The 21,045-nt window shown below is 73.2% G+C and carries 21 protein-coding genes and 1 pseudogene; 16 read left to right on the top strand and 6 right to left on the bottom strand.

What is annotated here, in order from left to right; translation table 11 throughout:
* Positions 1 to 65 precede the first annotated feature (65 nt).
* From OOK41_RS01775 to OOK41_RS01710, 14 genes and pseudogenes are all read left to right on the top strand, one after another.
* Positions 66 to 437 (top strand): hypothetical protein, encoded by a 372-nt coding sequence (locus OOK41_RS01775; protein WP_266262617.1) that lies wholly within the window; start codon positions 66 to 68, stop codon positions 435 to 437.
* A 70-nt stretch (positions 438 to 507) separates the two neighbouring features.
* Positions 508 to 1,389 (top strand): hypothetical protein, encoded by an 882-nt coding sequence (locus tag OOK41_RS01770; RefSeq protein WP_266262615.1) that lies wholly within the window; start codon positions 508 to 510, stop codon positions 1,387 to 1,389.
* An 83-nt stretch (positions 1,390 to 1,472) separates the two neighbouring features.
* Positions 1,473 to 2,105, top strand: coding sequence for a DUF4178 domain-containing protein (locus OOK41_RS01765; RefSeq protein ID WP_266262613.1), 633 nt, complete (start codon positions 1,473 to 1,475; stop codon positions 2,103 to 2,105).
* A 3-nt stretch (positions 2,106 to 2,108) separates the two neighbouring features.
* Positions 2,109 to 2,609, top strand: a pseudogene (locus tag OOK41_RS01760) (DUF2617 family protein); the annotation flags it as partial.
* 119 nt (positions 2,610 to 2,728) lie between these two features.
* On the top strand, positions 2,729 to 3,154 hold the full coding sequence (locus tag OOK41_RS01755; RefSeq protein WP_117667988.1) for a DUF4247 domain-containing protein: 426 nt from the start codon (positions 2,729 to 2,731) through the stop codon (positions 3,152 to 3,154).
* A gap of 36 nt (positions 3,155 to 3,190) precedes the next feature.
* Complete coding sequence (locus OOK41_RS01750) at positions 3,191 to 3,613, top strand: DUF350 domain-containing protein (RefSeq protein ID WP_117667987.1); 423 nt, start codon at positions 3,191 to 3,193, stop codon at positions 3,611 to 3,613.
* Positions 3,610 to 4,392, top strand: a complete 783-nt coding sequence (locus OOK41_RS01745; protein ID WP_323136251.1) for a hypothetical protein — start codon at positions 3,610 to 3,612, stop codon at positions 4,390 to 4,392. Before OOK41_RS01750 ends, OOK41_RS01745 begins: the two co-directional genes overlap by 4 nt.
* Positions 4,389 to 5,981 (top strand): polyamine aminopropyltransferase, encoded by a 1,593-nt coding sequence (locus OOK41_RS01740; RefSeq protein ID WP_266262608.1) that lies wholly within the window; start codon positions 4,389 to 4,391, stop codon positions 5,979 to 5,981. The genes OOK41_RS01745 and OOK41_RS01740 overlap by 4 nt, the downstream gene beginning before the upstream one ends.
* Before the next feature lie 40 nt (positions 5,982 to 6,021).
* Positions 6,022 to 7,044 (top strand): hypothetical protein, encoded by a 1,023-nt coding sequence (locus OOK41_RS01735; RefSeq protein ID WP_117667986.1) that lies wholly within the window; start codon positions 6,022 to 6,024, stop codon positions 7,042 to 7,044.
* Positions 7,045 to 7,102: 58 nt separating this feature from the next.
* Positions 7,103 to 8,044 carry a hypothetical protein gene (locus OOK41_RS01730; RefSeq protein WP_117667985.1) on the top strand — a complete coding sequence of 314 codons (942 nt, stop codon included), beginning with the start codon at positions 7,103 to 7,105 and terminating at the stop codon, positions 8,042 to 8,044.
* A 126-nt stretch (positions 8,045 to 8,170) separates the two neighbouring features.
* Positions 8,171 to 8,797, top strand: coding sequence for a hypothetical protein (locus tag OOK41_RS01725; protein ID WP_266262607.1), 627 nt, complete (start codon positions 8,171 to 8,173; stop codon positions 8,795 to 8,797).
* A gap of 8 nt (positions 8,798 to 8,805) precedes the next feature.
* Complete coding sequence (locus OOK41_RS01720) at positions 8,806 to 9,615, top strand: SDR family oxidoreductase (RefSeq protein WP_266262606.1); 810 nt, start codon at positions 8,806 to 8,808, stop codon at positions 9,613 to 9,615.
* Between the two features lie 167 nt (positions 9,616 to 9,782).
* Positions 9,783 to 10,322 carry an orotate phosphoribosyltransferase gene (pyrE, locus tag OOK41_RS01715; RefSeq protein ID WP_117668022.1) on the top strand — a complete coding sequence of 180 codons (540 nt, stop codon included), beginning with the start codon at positions 9,783 to 9,785 and terminating at the stop codon, positions 10,320 to 10,322.
* A 57-nt stretch (positions 10,323 to 10,379) separates the two neighbouring features.
* Complete coding sequence (locus tag OOK41_RS01710) at positions 10,380 to 10,757, top strand: helix-turn-helix transcriptional regulator (protein WP_007454255.1); 378 nt, start codon at positions 10,380 to 10,382, stop codon at positions 10,755 to 10,757.
* A gap of 200 nt (positions 10,758 to 10,957) precedes the next feature.
* On the opposite strand, the gene OOK41_RS01705 is transcribed toward OOK41_RS01710, so the two are convergent.
* From OOK41_RS01705 to OOK41_RS01685, 5 genes are all read right to left on the bottom strand, one after another.
* Entirely contained in the window at positions 10,958 to 11,839 is an 882-nt protein-coding gene (locus tag OOK41_RS01705; RefSeq protein ID WP_266262595.1) for a DedA family protein, read from the bottom strand.
* Between the two features lie 64 nt (positions 11,840 to 11,903).
* On the bottom strand, positions 11,904 to 14,426 hold the full coding sequence (locus tag OOK41_RS01700; protein ID WP_266262594.1) for a polynucleotide kinase-phosphatase: 2,523 nt from the start codon (positions 14,424 to 14,426) through the stop codon (positions 11,904 to 11,906).
* On the bottom strand, positions 14,423 to 15,889 hold the full coding sequence (locus OOK41_RS01695) for a 3' terminal RNA ribose 2'-O-methyltransferase Hen1 (protein ID WP_266262593.1): 1,467 nt from the start codon (positions 15,887 to 15,889) through the stop codon (positions 14,423 to 14,425). The genes OOK41_RS01700 and OOK41_RS01695 overlap by 4 nt, the downstream gene beginning before the upstream one ends.
* A 119-nt stretch (positions 15,890 to 16,008) precedes the next feature.
* On the bottom strand, positions 16,009 to 17,571 hold the full coding sequence (locus tag OOK41_RS01690) for an LPXTG cell wall anchor domain-containing protein (RefSeq protein WP_266262592.1): 1,563 nt from the start codon (positions 17,569 to 17,571) through the stop codon (positions 16,009 to 16,011).
* A 183-nt stretch (positions 17,572 to 17,754) separates the two neighbouring features.
* Positions 17,755 to 17,967 (bottom strand): hypothetical protein, encoded by a 213-nt coding sequence (locus OOK41_RS01685; protein WP_117667979.1) that lies wholly within the window; start codon positions 17,965 to 17,967, stop codon positions 17,755 to 17,757.
* Positions 17,968 to 18,098: 131 nt separating this feature from the next.
* On the opposite strand from OOK41_RS01685, the gene OOK41_RS01680 reads away from it, so the two are divergent.
* Together OOK41_RS01680 and fbaA are read left to right on the top strand one after the other, a co-directional pair.
* The gene (locus OOK41_RS01680) at positions 18,099 to 18,482 is read left to right on the top strand and encodes a phage holin family protein (protein ID WP_266262591.1); all 384 of its coding nucleotides are present in this window, start codon (positions 18,099 to 18,101) and stop codon (positions 18,480 to 18,482) included.
* 179 nt (positions 18,483 to 18,661) lie between these two features.
* Positions 18,662 to 19,684, top strand: a complete 1,023-nt coding sequence (fbaA, locus tag OOK41_RS01675) for a class II fructose-bisphosphate aldolase (protein WP_266262589.1) — start codon at positions 18,662 to 18,664, stop codon at positions 19,682 to 19,684.
* A gap of 65 nt (positions 19,685 to 19,749) precedes the next feature.
* On the opposite strand, the gene OOK41_RS01670 is transcribed toward fbaA, so the two are convergent.
* Positions 19,750 to 20,958: an LOG family protein gene (locus OOK41_RS01670; protein WP_117667975.1), complete on the bottom strand. Its 1,209-nt coding sequence runs from the start codon at positions 20,956 to 20,958 to the stop codon at positions 19,750 to 19,752.
* Positions 20,959 to 21,045 lie beyond the last annotated feature (87 nt).

The raw sequence follows: 21,045 nt of genomic DNA, 5'->3' as shown, positions 1-21,045 counted from the left end.
GCCCCCTGTGCAACGTTTCGGCGTTGACAGGGGGCCCTTCGCTCAATCGGGGTATGGAGGTGGGCATGTTCGGACGCGGGAACAAAGAGCTCGACGCGGCGGTGAGCGAGCTGGCGAAGGCCGACACCGTCGCGTTCGGCGGAGTGGGGTTCGCCGGTACGATGCTGCCGGTGACCGAGGCATACCGGGAGGTCGAGCGGCAGCTCGACGCGCACCCGGAGCAGGCCCGGCGGAAGGTCGACTGGCTGCTGGAACACGGCTCGCCGGCCGGCCGGGCGTACGCGGCGACGCTGCTCGGCCGGGTCGATCCGGCGGGCGCGCGGGCGGTGTGGGAGGCACTGCGCGGCGAGCCGGCCGAGTTCACCACCTTCGGCGGCTGCGTCATGGGCCGGAGCAGGCTGGGCGAGTACGCCGCCGCCCGGCTCGCCGAGGGTTGAATCAACCAGCCGGGTCGACGCTGACCGATCGGGGCTGCCGCCCGCCGGCCGCCAGCCGTACGGTCCTGCCATGACCGTACCCGTGGCCGCCCCGGTCCGTCCGCCCCGACCGACCTCGGTCGCTGTCGCCTGCTGGCTCCAGGTCGCCACCGTGCTGATCCTGCTCGGACTGGTCGCCCTGGTCGGGTACGAGGCGGTGCGCTTCGACGGCGAGATCAGCCGGGCTGCCCGGCTGGTGCCGGACGCCGGCCCCGCCGAGGTGCGCGGCGAGCGGGACGGCAACGTCTTCGGCTCCCTCCTCCTGGGCATGCCCGTACTGCTGCTCGCCGGCTGGCTCGCCGGTACGGCCCTGCCGCTGCTGCGAGGGCGGAACGTCGCGCGCATCCTGGTCTTCGTCTCCGGCGGTGGGCAACTGCTGCTCTGTCTCGGTCAGGCGTGCTCGGGCGCGCTGATGCTCCCGCTCGTCCTCGCGCTCGGGTTCTCCGAGGGGGTGGACCCCATGGGGGAGCCATTCCCCGAGGAGGACCTCTGGCAGGAGTCGAGGTTCCTGGAGACCCTGTACGGCCGGCAGGAGTCCCACGACGCGATGATCTTCCCGATCGTCGGGATCAGCGTGCTGACCGTGCTGCTGCTCACTGCGGTCGTGGTGCTGCTGCTCTCCCTGCCGCCCGCGAACCGGTACTTCCGCCCCCGGGCGCAGCCGCCGGCCGGCCCGGTGCCGTACGGCGGCTGGCCGACCGCCCCGGTCCCCCCGGTCCCGCCGGTCGGCGCCTGGGCGCCGACCGGGTACCCGGTCCCGCCGGGGTACCTGATCTGCCCCGACCCGGCCCTGCACCTCGCCCATCCTCCGACGTCGCCCGGTCCGGCCGGTCCGGCGTCCGTGCCGCCCGGTTTGGCCCCCGCGCCGGCCGTGCCGCCGGCCACCAATCCGCCCGCAGCGCCAGGTAGCTGAGCCTTTACTCAGCGGTCACGCGGTTTCCCCACGTGCGCCGGGTTGTTACCGTCTCCGCCGACGCAAATGGGGAGGCGATCGGATTGAACGGATCGGTGGCGTATCTGGTGACGGCGGCGGGCTGCCTCATCGCGGTGGCCGGGATCGTCGTCGCCGTGGTGGCGTTGCGGCGGACCCGGAACAAGCAACCCCGGCACCCCGGCCCGACCGACCCGTTCCGCGACCGGGACGCCGACGCGCTGCGGGGTGACCCGCGCAGGCTGCGCCCCGGCGACATCGTCGAGATCCGCCGGGTGCCGTACACGCTGCGCGGCTCGGTGGAGCTGAGGGAGGGCAGCTGGACCTGGTGGGAGCACTTCCTCGACGACGCCAGTGGCGGACAGCTCTGGCTCTCCGTCGAGGAGGACCCGGACCTGGAGCTGGTGCTCTGGAGGACCGACCCGGACGCGGCCCTGACCCCGGGCGCCCCGACCGTCGACTTCGACGGGCGCCGGTTCACCAAGGAGGAGTCCGGCCACGCGCGGTTCACCGGCACCGGCACCACCGGCCTCGACCCGACCGGCGCCATGCGGTACTTCGACTACCGGTCCCCGGACGGGGCTCGGCTGTCGTTCGAGGCGTTCGGGGACGCCGCCTGGGAGGTGTCCCGGGGCGACGTGTTGCACCGCTCCGACGTGATGATCTACCCGCAGGCCGACCCGGGGAAGGTGGGCTGACCCGTGCTGGTCACGCTCGTCACCCCGTACGTCGACACCAGCGCGGCCGACCTCAGCCTCGCCCTCGGCGACGCCGAGCGGCCCGCGCTGCACGTGCTCGACCTCGACCTACCCAGCGGCGTCCGGCTGCGGCTGCGGCTGCTCGGCGCCTCCCACCAGATGGTGCTCCGCGCGGTGGGCACCGAGCTGATCGAGACCGTGGCCTGCCTGCCGGGCCGCCCGCCCGAGCTGCCCGCCACGAGGCTGGACGAGGCGAACGGCTACCGGTTCACCGCCACCGTCCTGCGGCCGGCGGGGGCGGAGCTGAGCGACCGGGTGGCCGCGCTCCGCGCCGAGCTGGCCGACGACCCGTACGCGCTGGTCGGGGTCTTCCCCGGCGACGCGGACGCGGTGACCGCCCTCGCGGTCCGGCCGGATCCCCCGGCCGGGACGGTGGCCTGGCGCACCTGGCACGCGTACCCCCAGACCAACGAGCTGGTCCTGACCGAGACGGTGGTGGCACTTGTGAACGCGAGGAGTGAGCCGGTCCTGCGAGCCCCGCAGTCGCGAACGGTGGTGGCACTTGTGAACGCGAGGAGTGAGCCGGTCCTGCGAGCCCCGCAGTCGCGAACGGAGGTGGCCCTGTGACGTACCGACGCTGGTTCGTGGTGGGAGCGGCGGTCGCCGTGGTCGGCGCCCTGCTCGCCGCCTTCGCGATTCTCTACGGCAACTTCTCCCCGCGCGGCTACGTGGAGGACCGGTACACCCGGGCGACCAGCCGCGACATCGGCCGCGCGGCCGTGGCGTACACCTCGTCCAAGTCGCCCAGCCAGGTCGCCGACGAGGTGACCAGCGCCTGGAAGCCGGCCGACCAGTACGTCGACGGCAGCGGTGTCTACCTGCGCTACGACGACGACTCGCTGGTGATCCTGCCGATCGCCGCCGGTTCGGTGATCCTGCTCGAACGCATGACCACCGCCTACCCCCGCTACCACTCGACCGTCGGGTCGCACTGGGGCTGGGGACGCGGCAGCACCGTCCGGGGCGGCGGCCCCGGCGCCGGCAAGTAGCCCGACGACCGACCCCCCTCACCCTGGAGCCCCCCTGTGCAGAATCTCGTCATCGATCTGCTGGTCACCCTCGCCTACGGCGTGGTCGGCGTCGTCCTGATGGGCGTCGGCTACGGGTTGGTCGACGTGGCCACCCCCGGCAAGCTCCACGAGCTGATCTGGACCGAGCGCAACCGCAACGCCGCCCTGCTGCTCTCCTCCAACCTGCTCGGGGTCGGCACCATCGTGGTCGCCGCGATCGTGGCCAGCGAGGACGACTTCGTCATCGGCCTGGTCGGCGCGGCGGCGTACGGGATCGTCGGGCTGGTCATCATGGCCGCCGCGTTCCTGCTGCTCGACGCGGTGACCCCGGGCCGGCTCGGCGAGCTGCTCGTCGACCCGGAGCCGCACCCCGCAGTGTGGGTGTCGGCCGTGGTGCACCTCGCCACCGGCGCGATCATCGCCGCCGCGATCAGCTGATGGCCGCGGATCACCCGGGCCACGGCCGGCCGGGCAAGCCGACGGTGAAGGGGTCCTCCTCGGCCGCCGCCGGCTGGATCGTCGGCCTGGTCACCGTCGTCGTGGTCGGCGGCTGCATCGGCATCGGCGTCCTGAACGGCGACTCCGGTGACACCACCGTCCCCGCGCCCGCAGCCGACGAGCGTGCGGACACCGTGCCGATCCTCGCCCAGGCCGCCACCAGCCAGGGCATCTGCTACGGCTGGCGGCTGGAGAGCTACTACGGCTCCGTGGTCAGCGTCGGCTCGAACCTCGGCGACGGGGTGGCCGTGGCCGACAACCCGGCCTGCCCGCGCTGGGTCGAGGTGGCCGCCGAGGTCAGGTACACCTCGGAGAGCAGCGAGAGCAGTGACTCGGCGACTGTCGACGTGACGGGCTCGACCGACATCGACCGGGCCGACCTGTACGCCGTGGAGAACGGACTGCAACGGTTCGGCCTGGACGACGACGCCTTCGTCGACGACCCCGGCTGGGCGGTCTGCCGGGCCGCCGTGGCGCTGCCGCTGCTGGTCGCCGAGGCCGGCCTGGCCGAGCCCGCCGCCGCCCCCACCGCCGCGCCGGGCGCGCCGGCGGCCCCGCTGCCCGACGCCGGCAGCGACTTCTGGCGGGACCGCTGGGGCTGGCTGCTGGCCGCCGCCGGGTTGCTGCTGGTCACCGCGCTGCTGTTCACCGTCGGGTTCGTGCAGCGCAGCCGGCAGCGCACCCGGACGCCCGCCGGGCGTACCCGGGGGAAGGCGTGACCACCGAGGCGCCGGCGGTGGCCGACGGCGGTCCCGCCGCCCGGCCGCGCTGGCGGCTGTCCCGCGCGGCGGTGCTGGTCGCGGTCTTCGTCTGCGCCGCCTGCGGCCTGGTCTACGAGCTGGCTCTGGTCGCGCTGGGCAGCTACCTGATCGGCGACACCGTCGGGCAGGCGTCGATCGTGCTCGGCGTGATGGTCTTCGCGATGGGCGTCGGCGCGCTCGCCGCGAAGCCGTTGCAGTCCCGGGCCGCCGCCGCGTTCGCCGTGGTGGAGCTGGCCCTGGCCCTGCTCGGCGGCCTGTCGGTGCTCGGCCTCTACGCCGCCTTCGCCTGGCTCGACCTGTACGGCCCGGCGCTGGTCGGCACCGCGTTCGTGCTCGGACTGCTGATCGGCGCGGAGATCCCGTTGCTGATGGTCATGCTGCAACGCATCCGGGAGCAGTCCGCCGGCAGCGCGGTGGCCGACCTGTTCGCCGCCGACTACGTCGGCGCGCTGCTCGGCGGGCTCGCCTTCCCGTTCCTGTTGATGCCCGTCTTCGGCCAGCTCAAGGGCGCCCTGGTGGTCGGCGCGGTGAACGCGGTGGCCGGCGTCGCGCTGGTCTGCACGGTGTTCCGCGCCGAGCTGAGCCGCCGGGCGCGGATCGCGGTCGGCGCCGGCTCCGTCGTGGTCGCCCTCTGCCTCTCCTACGCCTGGATCACCGCCCACGACTTCGAGGTGACCGCCCGGCAGCAGCTCTACCGGGACCCGGTGGTGCACGCCGAGCGCAGCCGGTACCAGGAGATCGTGCTCACCCGCTCGGTACGGGAGGCCGGCCACGCCGACACCGACCTGCGGCTGTTCCTCAACGGTGACCTCCAGTTCAGCTCGATCGACGAGTATCGCTACCACGAGGCGCTGGTGCACCCCGCGCTGAACGGCCCGCGTGGCGAGGTGCTGGTGCTCGGCGCCGGGGACGGGCTCGCGGTCCGGGAGATCCTGCGCTACCCCGACGTGCGCCGGGTGACCGTGGTCGACCTCGACCCGGCGGTGGTGGCGCTGGCCCGCAGCGAGCCGCAGCTACGCCGGCTCAACGGCGACGCGTTCGCCGACCCCCGGGTGCGGGTGGTCAACGTCGACGCGTTCGGCTGGCTGCGCGCCGCCACCGAGCGGTTCGACGTGGTGGTCGCCGACCTGCCCGACCCGGACGAGACGGCCACCGCCAAGCTCTACACCGTCGAGTTCTACGAGCTGGTCCGGTCGGTGCTCGCCGAGGGCGGGCGGCTGGTCGTGCAGTCCGGCTCGCCGTACTTCGCGCCCCGGTCGTACTGGTCGATCGAGGCGTCGGTGCGGGAGGCCGGCTTCGCCACTGTCCCGTACCACGTCGACGTGCCGAGCTTCGGCGACTGGGGGTTCGTGCTCGCCGCGCCGGGGGGCACCCCGCCGGGGCTGGCGCTGCCGGCCGACGCGCCGGGGCTGCGCTTCCTCACCGCCGGGACGCTGGCGTCGGCCGCGAACTTCCCCGCCGACCGGGGGCGCGTCGACGTCCCCGCCTCGACCCTGTTGCGGCCCAGGGTGCTGGAGTACGCCCGCGCCGAGTGGCGTGGCTACTAACGTCGGGGCAATGGTGCGCGGACCTTCGCGGCGCCGCTGGATGCCGCCCCGGGCGGAGGCTGCGGCGGCGTACCTCCAGGCGTTCGTCCTCTCCGGGGTGGCCACCGTGCTGCTCACCCGGGCGTACCTGCGGGCCACCGGCTACCCGCAGCTCGGCGGCGGCAGCCTGCACATCGCCCACGTGCTCTGGGGCGGCCTGCTGATGACCGCCGGCCTCGGCGTGGCACTGGTCTTCCTCGGCGGTGTGGCCCGGATGGCCGGGGCGATCCTCGGCGGCGTCGGGTTCGGCCTGTTCATCGACGAGGTGGGCAAGTTCGTGACCACCGGGACGGACTACTTCTACGCCCCGGCCGCCGGCATCATCTACGGCGTCTTCGCCCTGCTCGTGGTCATCACCCAGGCGGTGCGCGGCCGGACCCGGCTGCTCCCCGCCGAGCGCACGGCGAACGCCCTGGACGCCGTGCTCGGCGGGCTGATCGACGGGCTCACCGACCGGCGGCGGGCCGAGGTGCTCCGGCTCGCCCGGGGCTCCGGGGCGCTGACCGAGGCCGCCGTGGCCGGGCTGCTCGACGCGGTGCCCCGCCGGGAGCCGCCGCCACCCCGGTTCTGGCAGCCCTGGCTGGCCCGGCTCCGCCGGATCGTCGTCGGGCTGACCGTCCAGCGCTGGGTGGTCAGCCTGGTGGTCATCTACCTGGTGGTGGAGCCGGCGGTGACCGTGCTCGGGGTGCTGGTGGACGGGGTGACCGGCGCGCTGGACGAGCAGCGGGAGTGGGGGGCGCTGCTCGGCTCCTCGGCGTCCGCCCTGATCACCGCCGTGCTCAGCGTCACGGCAGCGTTCCGGCTGCGCCGGGACCGGGTCGACGCGTTCCGGCTGTTCAAGCTGGCCCTCCTGGTCGACCTGCTGTTCGGGCAGATCTTCAACTTCACGGTCAACCAGTTCGGCGCGGTCACCGCGGTCGGCGCCGACCTGTTCCTGCTCGCCGTGGTGACCGCCGAGCACCGGCGGCTGCGCCGCGAAGTCGACCGGCCCGCGTCCGCCTCCGGCGCGCCCCACTCCGTCTGACGTGCCGGCCTGGCCTGTACTGGATACGGTGTGGGCCCGACTCCAGGGAAGGAGCACCGTGGTCGACCCCCACAGTCCACCGCCGGCCCGGACACGTCCGGCCGTCGTCACCATCTCCAGCTACCTGCTGATCCTCGTCGCCGCGATCCAGGTGATCCAGCTGATCCTGACGCTGGTCACCATCGGCACCACCCGAGACGTGCTGCACGACGCGTACTCGGGCACCGACGCCAACGGCGCCGACGCGTTGGCGGACTTCACCGTCGCGGTCGGCGTCGGTGGGGCCATCCTGGTCCTGCTCATCGGGATCGGGCTGGTGGTGCTGGCCATGCTCAACAACCGGGGCCGCAACGGCGCCCGGATCACCACCTGGGTGGTCGGCGGCATCCTGGTCTGCTGCACCGGCGGCAACCTGATCAGCGGGCTCGCCGGCGGCTTCGCCGGCAGCGGCCAGACCTCCGGCAACGCCCCGAGCCCGGAGGAGATCCAGCGCCGCCTGGAGCAGGAACTGCCCTCGTGGCTGACCCCGGTCAGCACCCTGCTCGCCGTCGTCGCCCTGCTGGCCCTGCTGGCGGCGCTGATCCTGCTGGCCCTGCCTGCGGCGAACGCGTTCTTCCGCAAGCCGCAGCAGGGCTGGGAGCCCCCGGTCCCGGGCGCCGCCTACCCGGCCTACCCGCAGAATCCGGGCTACCCGCAGGCCCAGGCGTATCCGCAGACCCCCGGCTACCCGGCGGCACCCGGCTACCCGCACGGTCCGGGCCAGCCCGGCCAGCCGAGCTACCCGCACGCGACCCCTGGTCCGTCCTCCCCGGACCAGCCGAGTCCGTACCCGGACCAGCCGACCCCGGGGCCGTCCTCGTCCGACCGGCCGGACCCGTCCGGGCCGGGCCAGTGGGGCGACTCGGGGCCGTCCACGAGCGGTGGTGACTCCGGGCCGTCCACGGGCGGCGGCGGGGACTCCGGATCGTCCTCCGGCGGCGGCTCGTCGTCGTCGGACTGAGCACCGGCCACCACCCCGCCCGCCGGCCGGCGCAGCCCGGGCGGCGGGCGGGGTGCGCCGGATAACGGCGACACAGACGATCCCTCCGAGTAGGTTCCACACGGACGCCTACCGGAGGGATCTGTCGTGTCGTACCCCGATCAGGCGCCGTCCCGTCGCCCGGCGGCGGTGGGGCTGGCGGCGGCGGTGCTGGTGCTGATGGCCGTCGGCGCGCTGGCCTACGCGGTCGCCGGCCTGGTCGCCCTCGGTGGCACTGTCGACCGGTTCCGGGCGGCGGCGGCCGGCACCACCGCCGGTTCCGGGGAGGCCGACGGCCTGGTCACCCTGCTGCGGCTGGCGGTGGTGCTCTCGGCGGTGCTGACCGTTCTGGTCGGCGTGGTGCTCGTCGGGCTGGCGTCCGGCCTGTTCGCCGGCCGGCCCGGGGCCCGGATGGCGACCTGGGTGGTCTGCGGGCTGGGCCTGGCCGTCGGCTGCTGCGGGCTCGCGGTGCTGGTCGGCCAGCGGGCCGTCCCGCTGCGGCTGTCCGGGAGCGACCAGGCCACCACCGCCGAGCTGCTCGGCCTGCTCGACAACGCCTATCCGTCCTGGTGGATTCCGGTCAACGCGGCCCTTTCCGTCGGCCAGGTGCTCGGCTACCTTGTGGTAACCGCGTTGCTGGCCCTGCCGGCCGCCAACGCGTGGTTCCGCCGAGGCCGCCCCGCGCCAATCCCGACCGGCCCCCCGCCGGCCGTGCCCCCGTACCCGATCCGCTGAGGACACCCGTGACGGCAGAGCAGGTTCCCGCCGAGCGCCGCGCGCTGGTCACCGGCGCGACCGCCGGCATCGGCGCGGAGTTCGCGCGCCGGCTGGCCGCTGACGGCTGGGCCCTCGTGCTGGTGGCGCGCGACGCCGCCCGGCTGGCGGCGGTCGCCGCCGAGCTGACCGGCCGGTACGGCCATCCGGTCGAGGTGATCGCGGCCGACCTGTCCACCGACGACGGTTGCGCCGACGTGGAACGCCGGCTGGCCGAGGGCAGCCCGGTCGAGCTGTTGGTCAACAACGCCGGGATCAGCCTCAACCAGCCCTTCCTGCGTTCCTCGGTCGCCGACGAGTCCCGCCTGCTGCGGCTGAACGTGCACGCCGTGCTGCGGCTGACCCTCGCCGCGGTCGGCCCGATGACCCGCCGGGGCCACGGGGCAGTGATAAATGTCTCTTCGGTCGCGGGCTTCGGGCCGGTGATGCCCGGCTCGACGTACCCGGCCAGCAAGGCGTGGGTCACCGCGTTCAGCGAGTCCGTCGACCTGGCCACCGCCGCCTCCGGGGTGCGCGTGATGGCCCTGTGTCCTGGTTACACCCGCACCGGCGCGCACGAGCGGCTCGGCATCGACCTGTCCGGCACTCCCGGGTTCATGTGGCTCCAGGCTGACCAGGTGGTCGACGAAGCCCTTCGTGACCTGCGGAAAGGCCGCTCGGTAAGCGTTCCGTCGCGGCGCTACAAGCTGGCCGTCGCCGGGGTCCGGCACGCGCCCCGCAGCCTGCTGCGGTTGTTCGTCCGGGACACCCGCGGTCGCGACGACCGCCGCGCCGGCTGACCTGCGGCGCAGCGCCGGCCGGCGGCCCCGACGGGACGCGTCCGGCCCGGCTCGGCGGCGGCAGTCGCACAGAGTAGCCGAACATCGCCAACCATCGGTCGCCCGCAGGACTGACCGGGGTGGACCCCACACACGGCTCCCAGAGTTGCGCAGTACCCTCTATCGCCATGGGGGACCACGACGACCTGCGTAAATTCATCACCGACCTGGCCGTGGTCCACGGGCGGGTGGTGCTCTCCTCCGGCCAGGAGGCGGACTGGTACGTCGATCTGCGGCGTGTCACGCTCCATCACCAGGCCGCACCGTTGGTCGGTCGGGTGCTGCTCGACCTGACCTCCGACTGGGAGTACGACGCCGTCGGCGGCCTGACCCTGGGTGCCGACCCCGTCGCCCTCGCAATGCTGCACGCCGCGTCGACGACCGACCGGTCGCTCGATGCTTTCGTCGTCCGTAAAGCGGGTAAGGCTCATGGTCTACAACGCCGCATCGAGGGACCGGACGTGGCCGGACGGCGGGTGTTGGCGGTCGAGGACACGTCGACCACAGGTGGCAGCGTGCTGACCGCAGTGGAGGCACTGCGCGAGGCCGGGGCCGAAGTGGTGGGTGTGGCGGTTATTGTTGATCGCGGCGCCGGCGACGCGGTGCGAGCCGCCGGACTGCCGTATCGGGCGGCCTATACGTTGGCTGACCTCGGCCTTGTGGCCTAAAAGTTTGCCGATTCGGATCTGCTGATATGCAGGCGGATCGATGCTGCTGGTGGAAGGATGGAATACGTGGGAACTGCGTTGGCTGAAATGACCATGCCTCAGATCTCGCCGCTTGCCGGCGAGCCGATCGAACGTGCCGACGCCGAGCGGCTCGCGGGGGTCCTCAAGGCCCTCGCGGACCCCGCCCGGCTGCGGCTGCTCAGCCTGATCCAGTCGGCGCCCGAGGGCGAGGCGTGCGTGTGCGACCTGACCGCACCGCTCGGCCTCTCCCAGCCGACGGTCAGTCACCACCTGCGTATCCTCACCGAGGCCGGCTTGCTGGAGCGGGAGAAGCGCGGTGTCTGGGCGTACTACCGGCTGGTGCCGTCCGCGATCGCCACGATCGCGGATCTGCTGACCCCGCCGCGCAAGCGGGCCACCAAGAAGGCCCGCTGACGAGGTTGCTGTTCCGGCCGTCCCACCTCGGGTCGGCATCGGGTGGCGTGCCAGGGGTGGCGCCACCACCGGACGGTGACGCCTGCCCGCGTCACCAGCAGCTACTTCGCTGATCCGTCCGCCGTCGATTCGACACGACTGACCGATGGCCGGTCCCCGCGCTGCGGGGACCGGCCATCGGCGCGTGTCGGCTCGCGCCGTCAGCGGCCCTCGCCCTGCTCCGGCCACCGCCCACCACCGTGCGGCGGCTGCTGCCCGTACGGCTGCTGCTGACCACCGTGCTGCTGCGGCCGGTCGGGGTGCTGGTGGTGCTGCTCGACGGTGTCCCGGACGGCCTCCACTGCGCCGGCGGCGCTGGCCGCCGCCACCACGGTCATCACCTCGCCGCGCTTGCGGGCGCGCCGGTCGCGGAGGAACTCGAAGAAGATCGGCAGCACCGAGATCACGATGATCAGCGCGACCACCGGCAGGATGTACCGGTCGATCTTGTCGCCGATCGCGTTGTAGATCTGTTCGGCGAGCAGGTAGCCGATCAGCAGGATGCCATCCACCCAGAGGATCGCGCCGACGACGTTCCAGAGCAGGAACTGCCTGGCCGGCATGCCGAGCGCCCCGGCCACCGGGTTGAGGAACGTGCGGACGATCGGGATGAACCGGGCCAGTACCACCGCCTTGGCCGGGCCGAACTTCTGGAAGTAGTACTCCGCCTTCTCCACGTACTCCCGCTTGAAGAGGCGGGAGTTGGGGCGCTCGAACATCCGCCGGCCGTACCGCGCGCCGAGCCAGTGCCCGAGCTGGGCACCGACGATCGCGCAGATCGGCCCGCCGATCAGCAGCCCGACCAGGGACAGCCGGGTGCCGTCGCCGAAGATCGCGTCCGCCACGGGCGACGCGGCGACGCCGGCCAGGAACAGCAGCGAGTCGCCCGGGAAGAAGAAGCCGACGAGCAGGCCCGTCTCGGCGAACAGGATCACCCAGACGCCGAGCAGCCCGAAGGTCTGGAGCAGGTCCTTCGGGTCGAGCGGGTTCAGGGCGACGGTCTCGACGACCGCTCGTGCCTTCTCTGCTGTGTCCACGGCCACACAGGCTACCGAACCCCGGTCCCACCCCCGGCCCGCACCGCCCCGGTCCACCCGGGCCGGTGCGTCACAGGCGGGGGTCGACCGGCTCGGACTCGCAGGCCAGGACGGCGAAGACCAGCTCGTGGCGGCGCCACAGCGGGGCGCCCGCCGCCAGCGCGTCCAGGGCGGCCAGCCCGAGGGCGTGCTCCCGCAGGGCCAGCCCCCGCTTGCGGCCCAGTGACCGCCGGCGTAGCGCGGTGAGCTGCTCGGGCCCGGTGTACCCGGGGCCGTAGATGATCCGCAGATACTCCCGGCCCCGGCACTTGATCCCCGGCTGGAGCAGCGACCCCCGCGACGACCGGGCGGCCGGCCCGGCGTACGGCTTGACCACCATGCCCTCCCCGCCGCCGGCGGTCAGCGCCAGCCACCAGTCGGTGGCGTCGGCCTCGGCCGAGGCGTCGGCCAGGTCGACGACCCGCCGCCGGGTGGGGGTGAAGAACCCCGGGTCGGCGGCGCACAGCCGGTCGGCCAGGTCGAGGTGCCAGCCGTGGTCCCGGTCGGCGTGGCTGGCACCGGCGGAGGCGAGCACCACGAACGGGGCGAGGGTCACCCCGCGCAGCCCGTCGGTCGGCGCCACGTACGCCCGGTAGGCCGCCGAGTACGCCTCGACCTCCGCGGAGCGGGCGGCCATCCGTTCCCGCAGCTCCCCGACCGGCAGGCCCCGGCCGGCCGCCGCGTCCAGGGTGGCCAGCACCGCCGGCAGGGCGGCCCGGCCGGCCGCGCCCACGCTCGCGTACTGCTCGCGGATCAGCCCGCCGGCCTTCGCCGACCAGGGCAGCAGCTCGCAGTCCAGCAACAGCCAGTCGGTGTCCAACTCCGCCCACAGTCCCGCCGCGGTCACCGCCGCCCGGACCCGGTCGAGCAGCTCGCCGTCCAGCGGCGGGCCGAAGAACGGCCGGCCGGTGCGGGTGTGCACCACGCCGCCGCCCGGCCCGAACGGGCCGCCGTCGGGGTCGCGGCAGACCAGCACCACGGCCCGCGAGCCCATGTGCTTCTCCTCGCAGACCACCCGGTCGACGCCGGCCGACCGGTAGTCGGCGAACGCCTGCGCCGGGTGCTCCAGGAACCCGTCGACGGTCGACGTCGAGCACGGCGCCATCGTCGGCGGCAGCCAGGTCAGCCAGCGCGGGTCGACCGCGAACCGGCTCATCACCTCCAGCGCGGCGGCGGCGTTCTCCGCCGGCACGGTCAGCGTCCCGTACGGGTGCTCGACGTGCCGGCGACCGGCGACGTCGCGCAGGTCCAGCACCGCGTCCGGGCGGGCCGGGGCCGGCGTGACCAGCGGCCGGACCGGGGCGTACCACTCCTGCACCGCGCCGACGGAGACCAGTTCCCGCTCCGGGTACCGCAGCGCGGTCAGCTTCCCGCCGAAGACGCAGCCGGTGTCGACGCAGATGGTGTTGTTCACCCACTCCGGCTCCAGGGCGGGCGTGTGCCCGTACACGACCATGGCCGAGCCCCGGTAGTCGCGCGCCCACGGGTAGCGCACCGGCATGCCGTACTCGTCGGTCTCGCCGGTGGTCTCCCCGTACAGCGCGAACGACCGGACCCGGCCCGACGCCCGACCCTGGTACTCCTCCTTGAGCCCGGCGTGCGCCACCACCAGCCGTCCGCCGTCGAGCACGAAGTGGCTGACCAGGCCGTCGACGAACGCCGCGACCTCCGCGACGAACTCCGCCGGTTCCGCCTCCAGTTGGGCCATCGTCTCGGCCAGGCCGTGGGTGAGCCGCACGTCCCGGCCGCGCAGCTTGCGCAGCAGCTTCTGCTCGTGGTTGCCGGGCACGCAGATCGCGTGCCCGGCCGCCACCATGCCCATCACCAGGCGGAGCACCCCGGGGGAGTCCGGGCCGCGGTCCACCAGGTCACCCACGAAGACCGCGGTACGACCAGCCGGGGGCACCGCGTCCACCGGGCGGCCCGCGTCGTCGCGGCGCAGGCCGTAGCCCAGCCGGAGCAGCAGCGCCTCCAGTTCCTCGCGGCAGCCGTGGATGTCGCCGACGATGTCGAACGGCCCGGTCAGCTCCCGCCGGTCGTTGAACAGCTTCTCGTACCGGATCTCCGCCGCGTCGATCTCCTCGACGCCGCGCAGCACGTGCACCTTGCGGAACCCCTCCCGGGCGAGCTGCCCGTACGACCGGCGCAGGTCCCGCTGCATCTGGGCCAGCACCGGCCGGCCGAAGGTGCGGTCGGCGCGGGCCTCCGTGCGCTCCCAGGCCAGCGCCTCCGGCACGTCCAGCACGATCGCCACCGGCAGCACGTCGTGCTCCCGGGCCACCCGGACCAGCCCGGCGCGGGCGTGTGGCTGGAGGTTGGTGGCGTCCACGACGGTGAGTCGGCCGCGCCGCAGCCGGATCCCGGCGACGTGGTGCAGCGCGTCGAACGCGTCCGCCGACGCCGACTGGTCGTTCTCGTCGTCGGCGACCAGTGCCCGGAACGTGTCGGAGGAGAGCACCTGACTCGGGGCGAAGTGCCGTCGGGCGAAGGTGGACTTGCCGGAACCGGAGACGCCGACCAGCGCCACCAGGGCCAGTTCGGGGATGTCGATCATCGGCCCGCCTCCTTCGGTGCGGTCGTCTGCGTCGTGGCATTCGTCGGCGTCGTGGTGAACACGGCGAGCTGGGTGGGGGCGCCGACCTCGGGGTCGTCGTCGCCGATCCCGCCGATCGTCGCGGCGTACCCGTGCGTGGCGGTGACCCGGTCGACCCAGCCGGCGAACTCCGCCCGGGTCCACTCGAAGCGGTGGTCCGGGTGCCGGAACCGGCCCGCCTCCAGCCCCTCGTAACGGACGTTGTGCTCGGCGTTCGGCGTGGTCACCACGACGGTGGCGGGCCGGGCGTGGCCGAACACCGCGTCCTCCAGCGCCGGCAGGCGCGACGGGTCGACGTGCTCGACGACCTCCATGAGCACCGCCGCGTCGTACCCGCGTAGCCGGTCGTCCCGGTAGGTCAGGGCGGACTGCCACAGCCGGATCCGGTCCCGCTGCCGCTCCGGCAGCCGGTCCAGCCCCAGCCGGCGGGCGGCCAGCGCGAGCGCCCGGGCGGACACGTCGGTGCCGACGATCTCGGTGTACCGGCGGTCGCCGACCAGCGCGGCGAGCAGCGCGCCGCCACCGCAGCCGAGGTCCAGCACCCGGCTCGCCTCGCTGGCCGCGAGGGCGGCGAGCACCGCCTCCCGGCGGCGCGCCGCCAGCGACGGCCGGTGCGGAGCCTCCCCGCCGTCGGCCTCGGCCACGCTGTCGGCCGGCGGCTCCTCGGCCAGCCGCTGCTCGGCGAGGCGGGCCATGGCCTCCCCGGCCAGGGCCCGGCGGTGGGCCAGGTAACGGCGGGTGATGGTGGACCGCTCCGGGTGACCGGCCAGCCAGCCGGCGCCCGCCCGGAGCAGCTTGTCGATCTCGTCCGGCGCCACCCAGTAGTGCTTCGCGTCGTCGAGCACCGGCAGCAGCACGTACAGGTGGTTCAGCGCGTCGGCGAGCCGCAGCGTGCCGGTCAGCGTCAGGTCGACGTACCGGCTGTCGCCCCAGTCCGGGTACGTCTCGTCGAGCGGGATCGGGTCGGCCGCCACCGCCCAGCCCAGCGGGGCGAACACCCGGGCGGCCAGGTCGGCACCGCCCCGGCAGCGCAGCACGGGCACCCGGACCTCCAGCGGGATCGCGGCGGCGGCCAGCTCCGGCCGGTCCCGCGACTCGCCGCGCAGGGCGGACCGGAACACCCTGGCCAGCGCCGAGGCGAGCAAGCTCGACGCGGCGTACGGCCGGTCGTTGACGTACTGGCCGAGGGTGAAGCTGTCCGGGGCGCTCGGCTGGCTCCGGCCGCGACCCCGGCCGCCGGCCAGCCGCAGCGGGTCCACGTCGACCAGCAGGGCGACGGTGCAGCGCCGCTCGTCCGCCTCGGGGTAGACCACGTGCGCGACGCCGACGGGCAGCTCGAAGGAGTGCACCCGGTCCGGGTGCTTGACCAGCAGGTACCCGAGGTCGGTCGCCGGCCGGTGGGTGGTGGTCAGGGTGAGCAGCACGCGCCCATGGTGTCAGGGACTTCGATCTTGCGCCGACCCGTTTTCGTCTGCCACGGTCGGGAAACGACGGTGCCCCGCCGACCCGGGTGGGTCGGCGGGGCACCGGTGATACCGGTGGGTCAGGCGACGAAGCGGGTCCGGCGGCGCTTGGCCACCAGGTAGCCGCCGACACCGGCCACGAGCAGCAGGCCGCCGATGCCAGCGAGCAGGCCGGTCGAGGTGCCGGTGATCGGCAGCGACCCGCCGCCGCCCTGGCCGCCGTCACCGGAGTTCAACAGGATCTTGGCGGTGTCGTTGCCCGGGTTCAGGTCCTTGGCGCGGCGCTCGTCCGGGCCACCGTGCCACAGCTCGATCTTGCCGACCGAGGTGCCTGCCTTCTCGATACGCACCGAGAACCGGAACTCCGCCTTCTTACCCTTGTTGACCACCTGCGGCACGAAGCAGGCGTACGCGGTGCCCCCGGGCTTGCCGGAGTCCTCACCGAACTCACCCTCGGCGTCCGCGCAGTACTCGGGGGCCTCGACGACTCTGGCACCCCTGGGCAGCGTCACCAGCGCCATCGTGGCCATGCCCTGCTCGCCGCCCGCGTTGATCGCCGCCGGCCCGTTGTTGGTGAAGCCCACCGTGAGCGGAACGGTTTTATCGACCTTGCCGTGCAGCGTGGCGCCGTTCGCGGCCACGTCCGCCTTCTGGTTGCCCTTGACCGTGAGCTGGAGCATCGTCTCGTTGTTGTACGGGTCCACGTCGGTCTGCGCGGCGCGGGACAGCACCTGTGGGGTGCTGACCGATTCCAGCCCGAGGAGTCCGTCGGTGCCCTTCTCTCCCAGCTCGCCGGCGGTCGGCACCTCGGCCCGGACCGCCTTCCAGTCGGCGGGCGTGAACCAGATTGCGAAGCCGTAGTCCCTGTTCGGCGCCCACGCGTCGCCGGGGACGGCGAAGCCGAACGAGTCGTCCAGCTTCAGGCCGGCACCCGGCTCCAGGCTGCTGTCGAGGGTGCAGGCGAAGGCGTTCACGTCGAAGTCGTCCTTGACGTACTCGCAGTTCGAGTACCGCTTGGAGGGCGTGAGGCTGTATGAGCCGAAGAAGAACAGCACCATGCCCTTGGCGGTCTTGTCGCCCTGGTTGCCGACCGTCAGTGGCGACTTCACAGTGGCGCCGGGCTTGCCGTCCAGGTAGACGAACGGCTCCGACACCAGGTCGACCCCTTCGCCGACCGAGACGGTGGAACGGAAGCTGGTCGATCCGGAGCCTGGGGTCGTGACGGTGAACGCGAGCTCACCCTCCTGCCCCGCCTTGGCCTTCTTCCTGGGCAGTACCACAAGGGAGAGCAGGTCGAGATCCGGTTCCTGGTCGTCCTTGACGGTGCAGGTCAGGACGGCGCCTGTCTCTGTGCAGGAGCCGTAGCCGACTGGCTTCTGGACCTCGGCGAAGCCGTCGACGCCGCTCCGGTCCACCTTGACGGTGTACTCGGTGAGTGGCTGGCTGATCAGAGAATAGAGCGAGACCAACTTCTCCGGGCCGCCTGGAGCGACGATGACGTCGTTCGCGTAGAGGTCGAAGCCTTTAGCCGCCTGCGCGTCGGCGGGGGTCGGGGCGGCGACGGCGGGGGTGGCGGAGGCGGCGACGAACACGCCTGCGACGCCGAGCCCGGCCAGCCAGCGCCGAGTCGAGTGCTTGAACATTGGGGGGTTCCTCCCGTGGGGGAATCAGGTGGAGTCCGTGGATCTTAAGGTTTACTTAAGTTCCCAGGTCACCCCGAACCCCCACGCGATTCCCGAACGATCCGAACGGCCGATCACTGCTGCCGCAACGTGCAGCCGGCCCTGCCCTACCGGTGCGACTTGATCCCGGAGTGTGGAACGGGCTCAGCGGTAGTCGTCCTCGTCGGGGGCGACCACCCGGGCCTGCTCCATGGCGTCCCAGTCGTCGACCTCCAGGCCCCGGCTCGGCTCCTGCTCACCGTCGGCCGGGTCGGTCGAGGCGGCCTGCTCCACGGCGTCGGCCGGGGACGCCTCCGGGTCCCGCTCCTCCGGAGCGAGGTGGTCGCTCGGAGTGAAGTCCTCGTCTGGCTGACCCATCGTCCCTCCCTGATTCCGGTGGAAAGCTACCCACACCGTACGGGCTGGCCCGGGTGTGCGCTCGGAGCCGGAAGAAGCCGAGTCGGCGGAATCGCCCCTCCGGGCCCGGCCGGCGGTGCCAGGATGGGGTGGTGGGTTTCCTGATCCGGCTGGCGATCACGGCGATCGCGTTGTGGATCACCACCCTGGTCGTGCCCGGCGTCGAGGTGGGCGGCCGATACGGCGGCCACACGGCGCTCACGCTGGTGGTGGTGGCGCTGATCTTCGGCGTGGTCAACGCCGTGCTGAAGCCGGTGATCAAGGTGGTGGGCTGCGTCTTCTACCTGCTGACCCTGGGGCTGTTCGCGCTGGTGGTCAACGCGCTGCTGTTCCTGCTGACCGACTGGATCGCCCGGCAGTTGGACCTGCCGTTCCGGGTGGACGGCTTCTGGGCCGCCTTCTGGGGGGCCATCGTGATGGCCGTGGTGAGCTGGCTGATCAGCGTCGCCGTGCCGGACCGGTGGGGGGCCCGGTGAGTCGGCGTGCGGGCGGCCCGACGCTCCGGTCACCGGCCCACGCCTCGGGCGGGCCAAGGGTCGGTTGTGCCTGTGGCCGCCTCCTACGGGATACTTCCGACGGAGGACAGCGCGGTCCGGCGCACCCACGGTAGACAGCGGCCAGTACGGCCGACAGCGGTAAGTAAGGAGCGTTCGACATGCCCATCGCTTCCCCCGAGGCCTACGCGGAGATGCTGGACCGCGCCAAGGCGGGCCGGTACGCGTACCCCGCGATCAACGTGACCTCCTCCCAGACGCTGAACGCGGCACTGAAGGGCTTCGCCGACGCGGAGAGCGACGGCATCATCCAGGTCTCCACCGGTGGCGCGGAGTACCTGTCCGGTCCGTCCGTGAAGGACATGGTCACCGGCGCCGTGGCGTTCGCCGCGTACGCCCACGAGGTGGCCAAGAAGTACCCGGTCAACATCGCCCTGCACACCGACCACTGCCCGAAGGACAAGCTGGACAAGTTCGTCCGGCCCCTGATGCAGATCTCCAAGGAGCGGGTCGCCGCCGGCCAGGAGCCGCTGTTCCAGTCGCACATGTGGGACGGCTCGGCCGTGCCGGTGGCGGAGAACCTGGAGATCGCCGCAGAGCTGCTCGACCAGGCCGCCCAGGCCAAGATCGTCCTGGAGATCGAGGTCGGCGTCGTCGGCGGCGAGGAGGACGGCGTCGAGAACGCCATCAACGACAAGCTCTACACCACCGTCGAGGACGGCCTGGCCATGGTCGAGGCCCTCGGACTGGGCGAGAAGGGCCGCTACATGGCGGCGCTGACCTTCGGCAACGTGCACGGCGTCTACAAGCCGGGCAACGTCAAGCTCCGCCCGGAGATCCTCAACCAGATCCAGGAGGCGGTCGGCGCCAAGTACGGCAAGGACAAGCCGCTCAGCCTGGTCTTCCACGGCGGCTCCGGCTCGCTGCTGTCCGAGATCCGCGAGGCGCTGGACTACGGCGTGGTGAAGATGAACATCGACACCGACACCCAGTACGCCTTCACCCGGCCGGTCGCCGAGCACATGTTCCGCAACTTCGACGGCGTGCTCAAGGTCGACGGCGAGGTCGGCAACAAGAAGCAGTACGACCCGCGGACCTGGGGCAAGCTCGCCGAGGCCGGGCTCTCCGCCCGCGTCGTCGAGGCCTGCGAGCACCTGCGCTCCACCGGCACCAGGATGAAGTAACACCCACCCGTACGACACGACGGCCGGCACCCCGGGAGGGGGCCGGCCGTCGTCGTCGCAGGGGGTCAGCCGCCGGTCAACACCCGGACCGCCTCCCGCACGTCGTCGGTGAGGTGCACGGTGCCGGAGAGGTCGCCGAACGGCGAGGTGGCCAGCAGCGGGTGCAGCAGCGCCTCGACCGGCAGCTCCGTCGTCCAGTAGGCCCGGTCCAGGAAGACGTACGCGCCGCTGGCCCCGTCCGTGCCGTAGAACGTCTTCGTCGCCGCCTGGAACACCTCCTGCACCGTGCCGGCCCGGCCGGGCGCGAAGACGATCCCGCCCCTGGCCAGCCGCAGGATGGTGTCCTCCCGGATCGCGTTCGAGAAGTACTTGGCGATCCGCCCGGCGAACAGGTTCGCCGGCTCGTGCCCGTACAGCCAGGTGGGGATGGCGAGCCCGCCGGCACGCGCCCAGTCCAGGTCGGCGCCGCGCTGCCGGGGCACGGCCGGCGGCGCCCCGTACCGGACCCGGACCTCCAGCGCGGCGGCGGTGTAGCGCTCGTGGTCGGTGAAGTCCGGCGCGGTCGCCAGCAGGTCGATCGCCGCCGTCAGCTCCTCGGCCGGCCGGCTCGACAGGTACGCGCCCAGGTTGGCCGCCTCCATTACGCCGGGCCCGCCGCCGGTCACCACCAGCCGGTCGGCCCGGGCCAGCTCCCAGCCCAGCACCGCCGCCATCCGGTACGGCGCGCTGCCCCGCCGCACGGCGTGCCCGCCCATCACGCCGACCACCGACTGCGGGCCGTACGCGGCCAGCCAGGTCCGGGTGGCGTCGGCCAGCGCGTTGTCCACACCGTGGTCGTGCAGCCGCTGGCCGAGCGCCTCCTTGACGTCCGGCAGCGCGCCACCGTGCGCCCGGAAGTGCGCGTACACGCGGGTGTCGTACATGTTCGCGAAGCCGCCCTCGACGAAGCCGGCGGCCAGCTCGTCCGGGGTGTAGAGGTGCGACGGTTGGGTCGGGTACGGCAGCCCGGAGAAGGGCGGCACCACGTTCGCGCCGCGCCGCACCAGGTCGGCGCCCACCTCGCGGGAGGCGAAGCGGCAGCCGACGAAGAGGGTGCCGGTCACCTCCGTCCCGGTGAGGTCGGGGACCGGGTCGAGGTCCAGGCGCAGGCCCTGGACGGTCAGCCCGGCCAGGGTGCCGGTGGTCAACCGCTGTTCGAAGGCGCTGCGGGTCTCGATCTCGGTGGCGCTGGTGTCGTGCGGGGAGATGACGTCCGCGGGAGGTGGGGTCGGCACCAGCCCATCCTGCCCGCCCGGGGCAACCCGCCAGACCCGCCCGCCGGCCCGCCGGACGACAGGAGCCCGGTGGCGAGGCCACCGGGC

It is taken from the genome of Micromonospora sp. NBC_01655, from assembly GCF_026339755.1.
Classification (GTDB): Bacteria; Actinomycetota; Actinomycetes; order Mycobacteriales; family Micromonosporaceae; genus Micromonospora.
This window is presented reverse-complemented; position numbering and strand designations above follow the sequence as displayed.

Excerpts from the sequence above, each read along its gene's own strand:
- fbaA (WP_266262589.1), top strand. The coding sequence starts at position 18,662 with ATGCCCATCGCTTCCCCCGAGGCCTACGCGGAGATGCTGGACCGCGCC.
- OOK41_RS01685 (WP_117667979.1), bottom strand. The coding sequence starts at position 17,967 with ATGGGTCAGCCAGACGAGGACTTCACTCCGAGCGACCACCTCGCTCCG.
- pyrE (WP_117668022.1), top strand. The coding sequence starts at position 9,783 with ATGGGGGACCACGACGACCTGCGTAAATTCATCACCGACCTGGCCGTG.
- OOK41_RS01690 (WP_266262592.1), bottom strand. The coding sequence starts at position 17,571 with ATGTTCAAGCACTCGACTCGGCGCTGGCTGGCCGGGCTCGGCGTCGCA.
- OOK41_RS01710 (WP_007454255.1), top strand. The coding sequence starts at position 10,380 with ATGGAATACGTGGGAACTGCGTTGGCTGAAATGACCATGCCTCAGATC.
- OOK41_RS01770 (WP_266262615.1), top strand. The coding sequence starts at position 508 with ATGACCGTACCCGTGGCCGCCCCGGTCCGTCCGCCCCGACCGACCTCG.
- OOK41_RS01775 (WP_266262617.1), top strand. The coding sequence starts at position 66 with ATGTTCGGACGCGGGAACAAAGAGCTCGACGCGGCGGTGAGCGAGCTG.
- OOK41_RS01700 (WP_266262594.1), bottom strand. The coding sequence starts at position 14,426 with ATGATCGACATCCCCGAACTGGCCCTGGTGGCGCTGGTCGGCGTCTCC.
- OOK41_RS01735 (WP_117667986.1), top strand. The coding sequence starts at position 6,022 with ATGCCGCCCCGGGCGGAGGCTGCGGCGGCGTACCTCCAGGCGTTCGTC.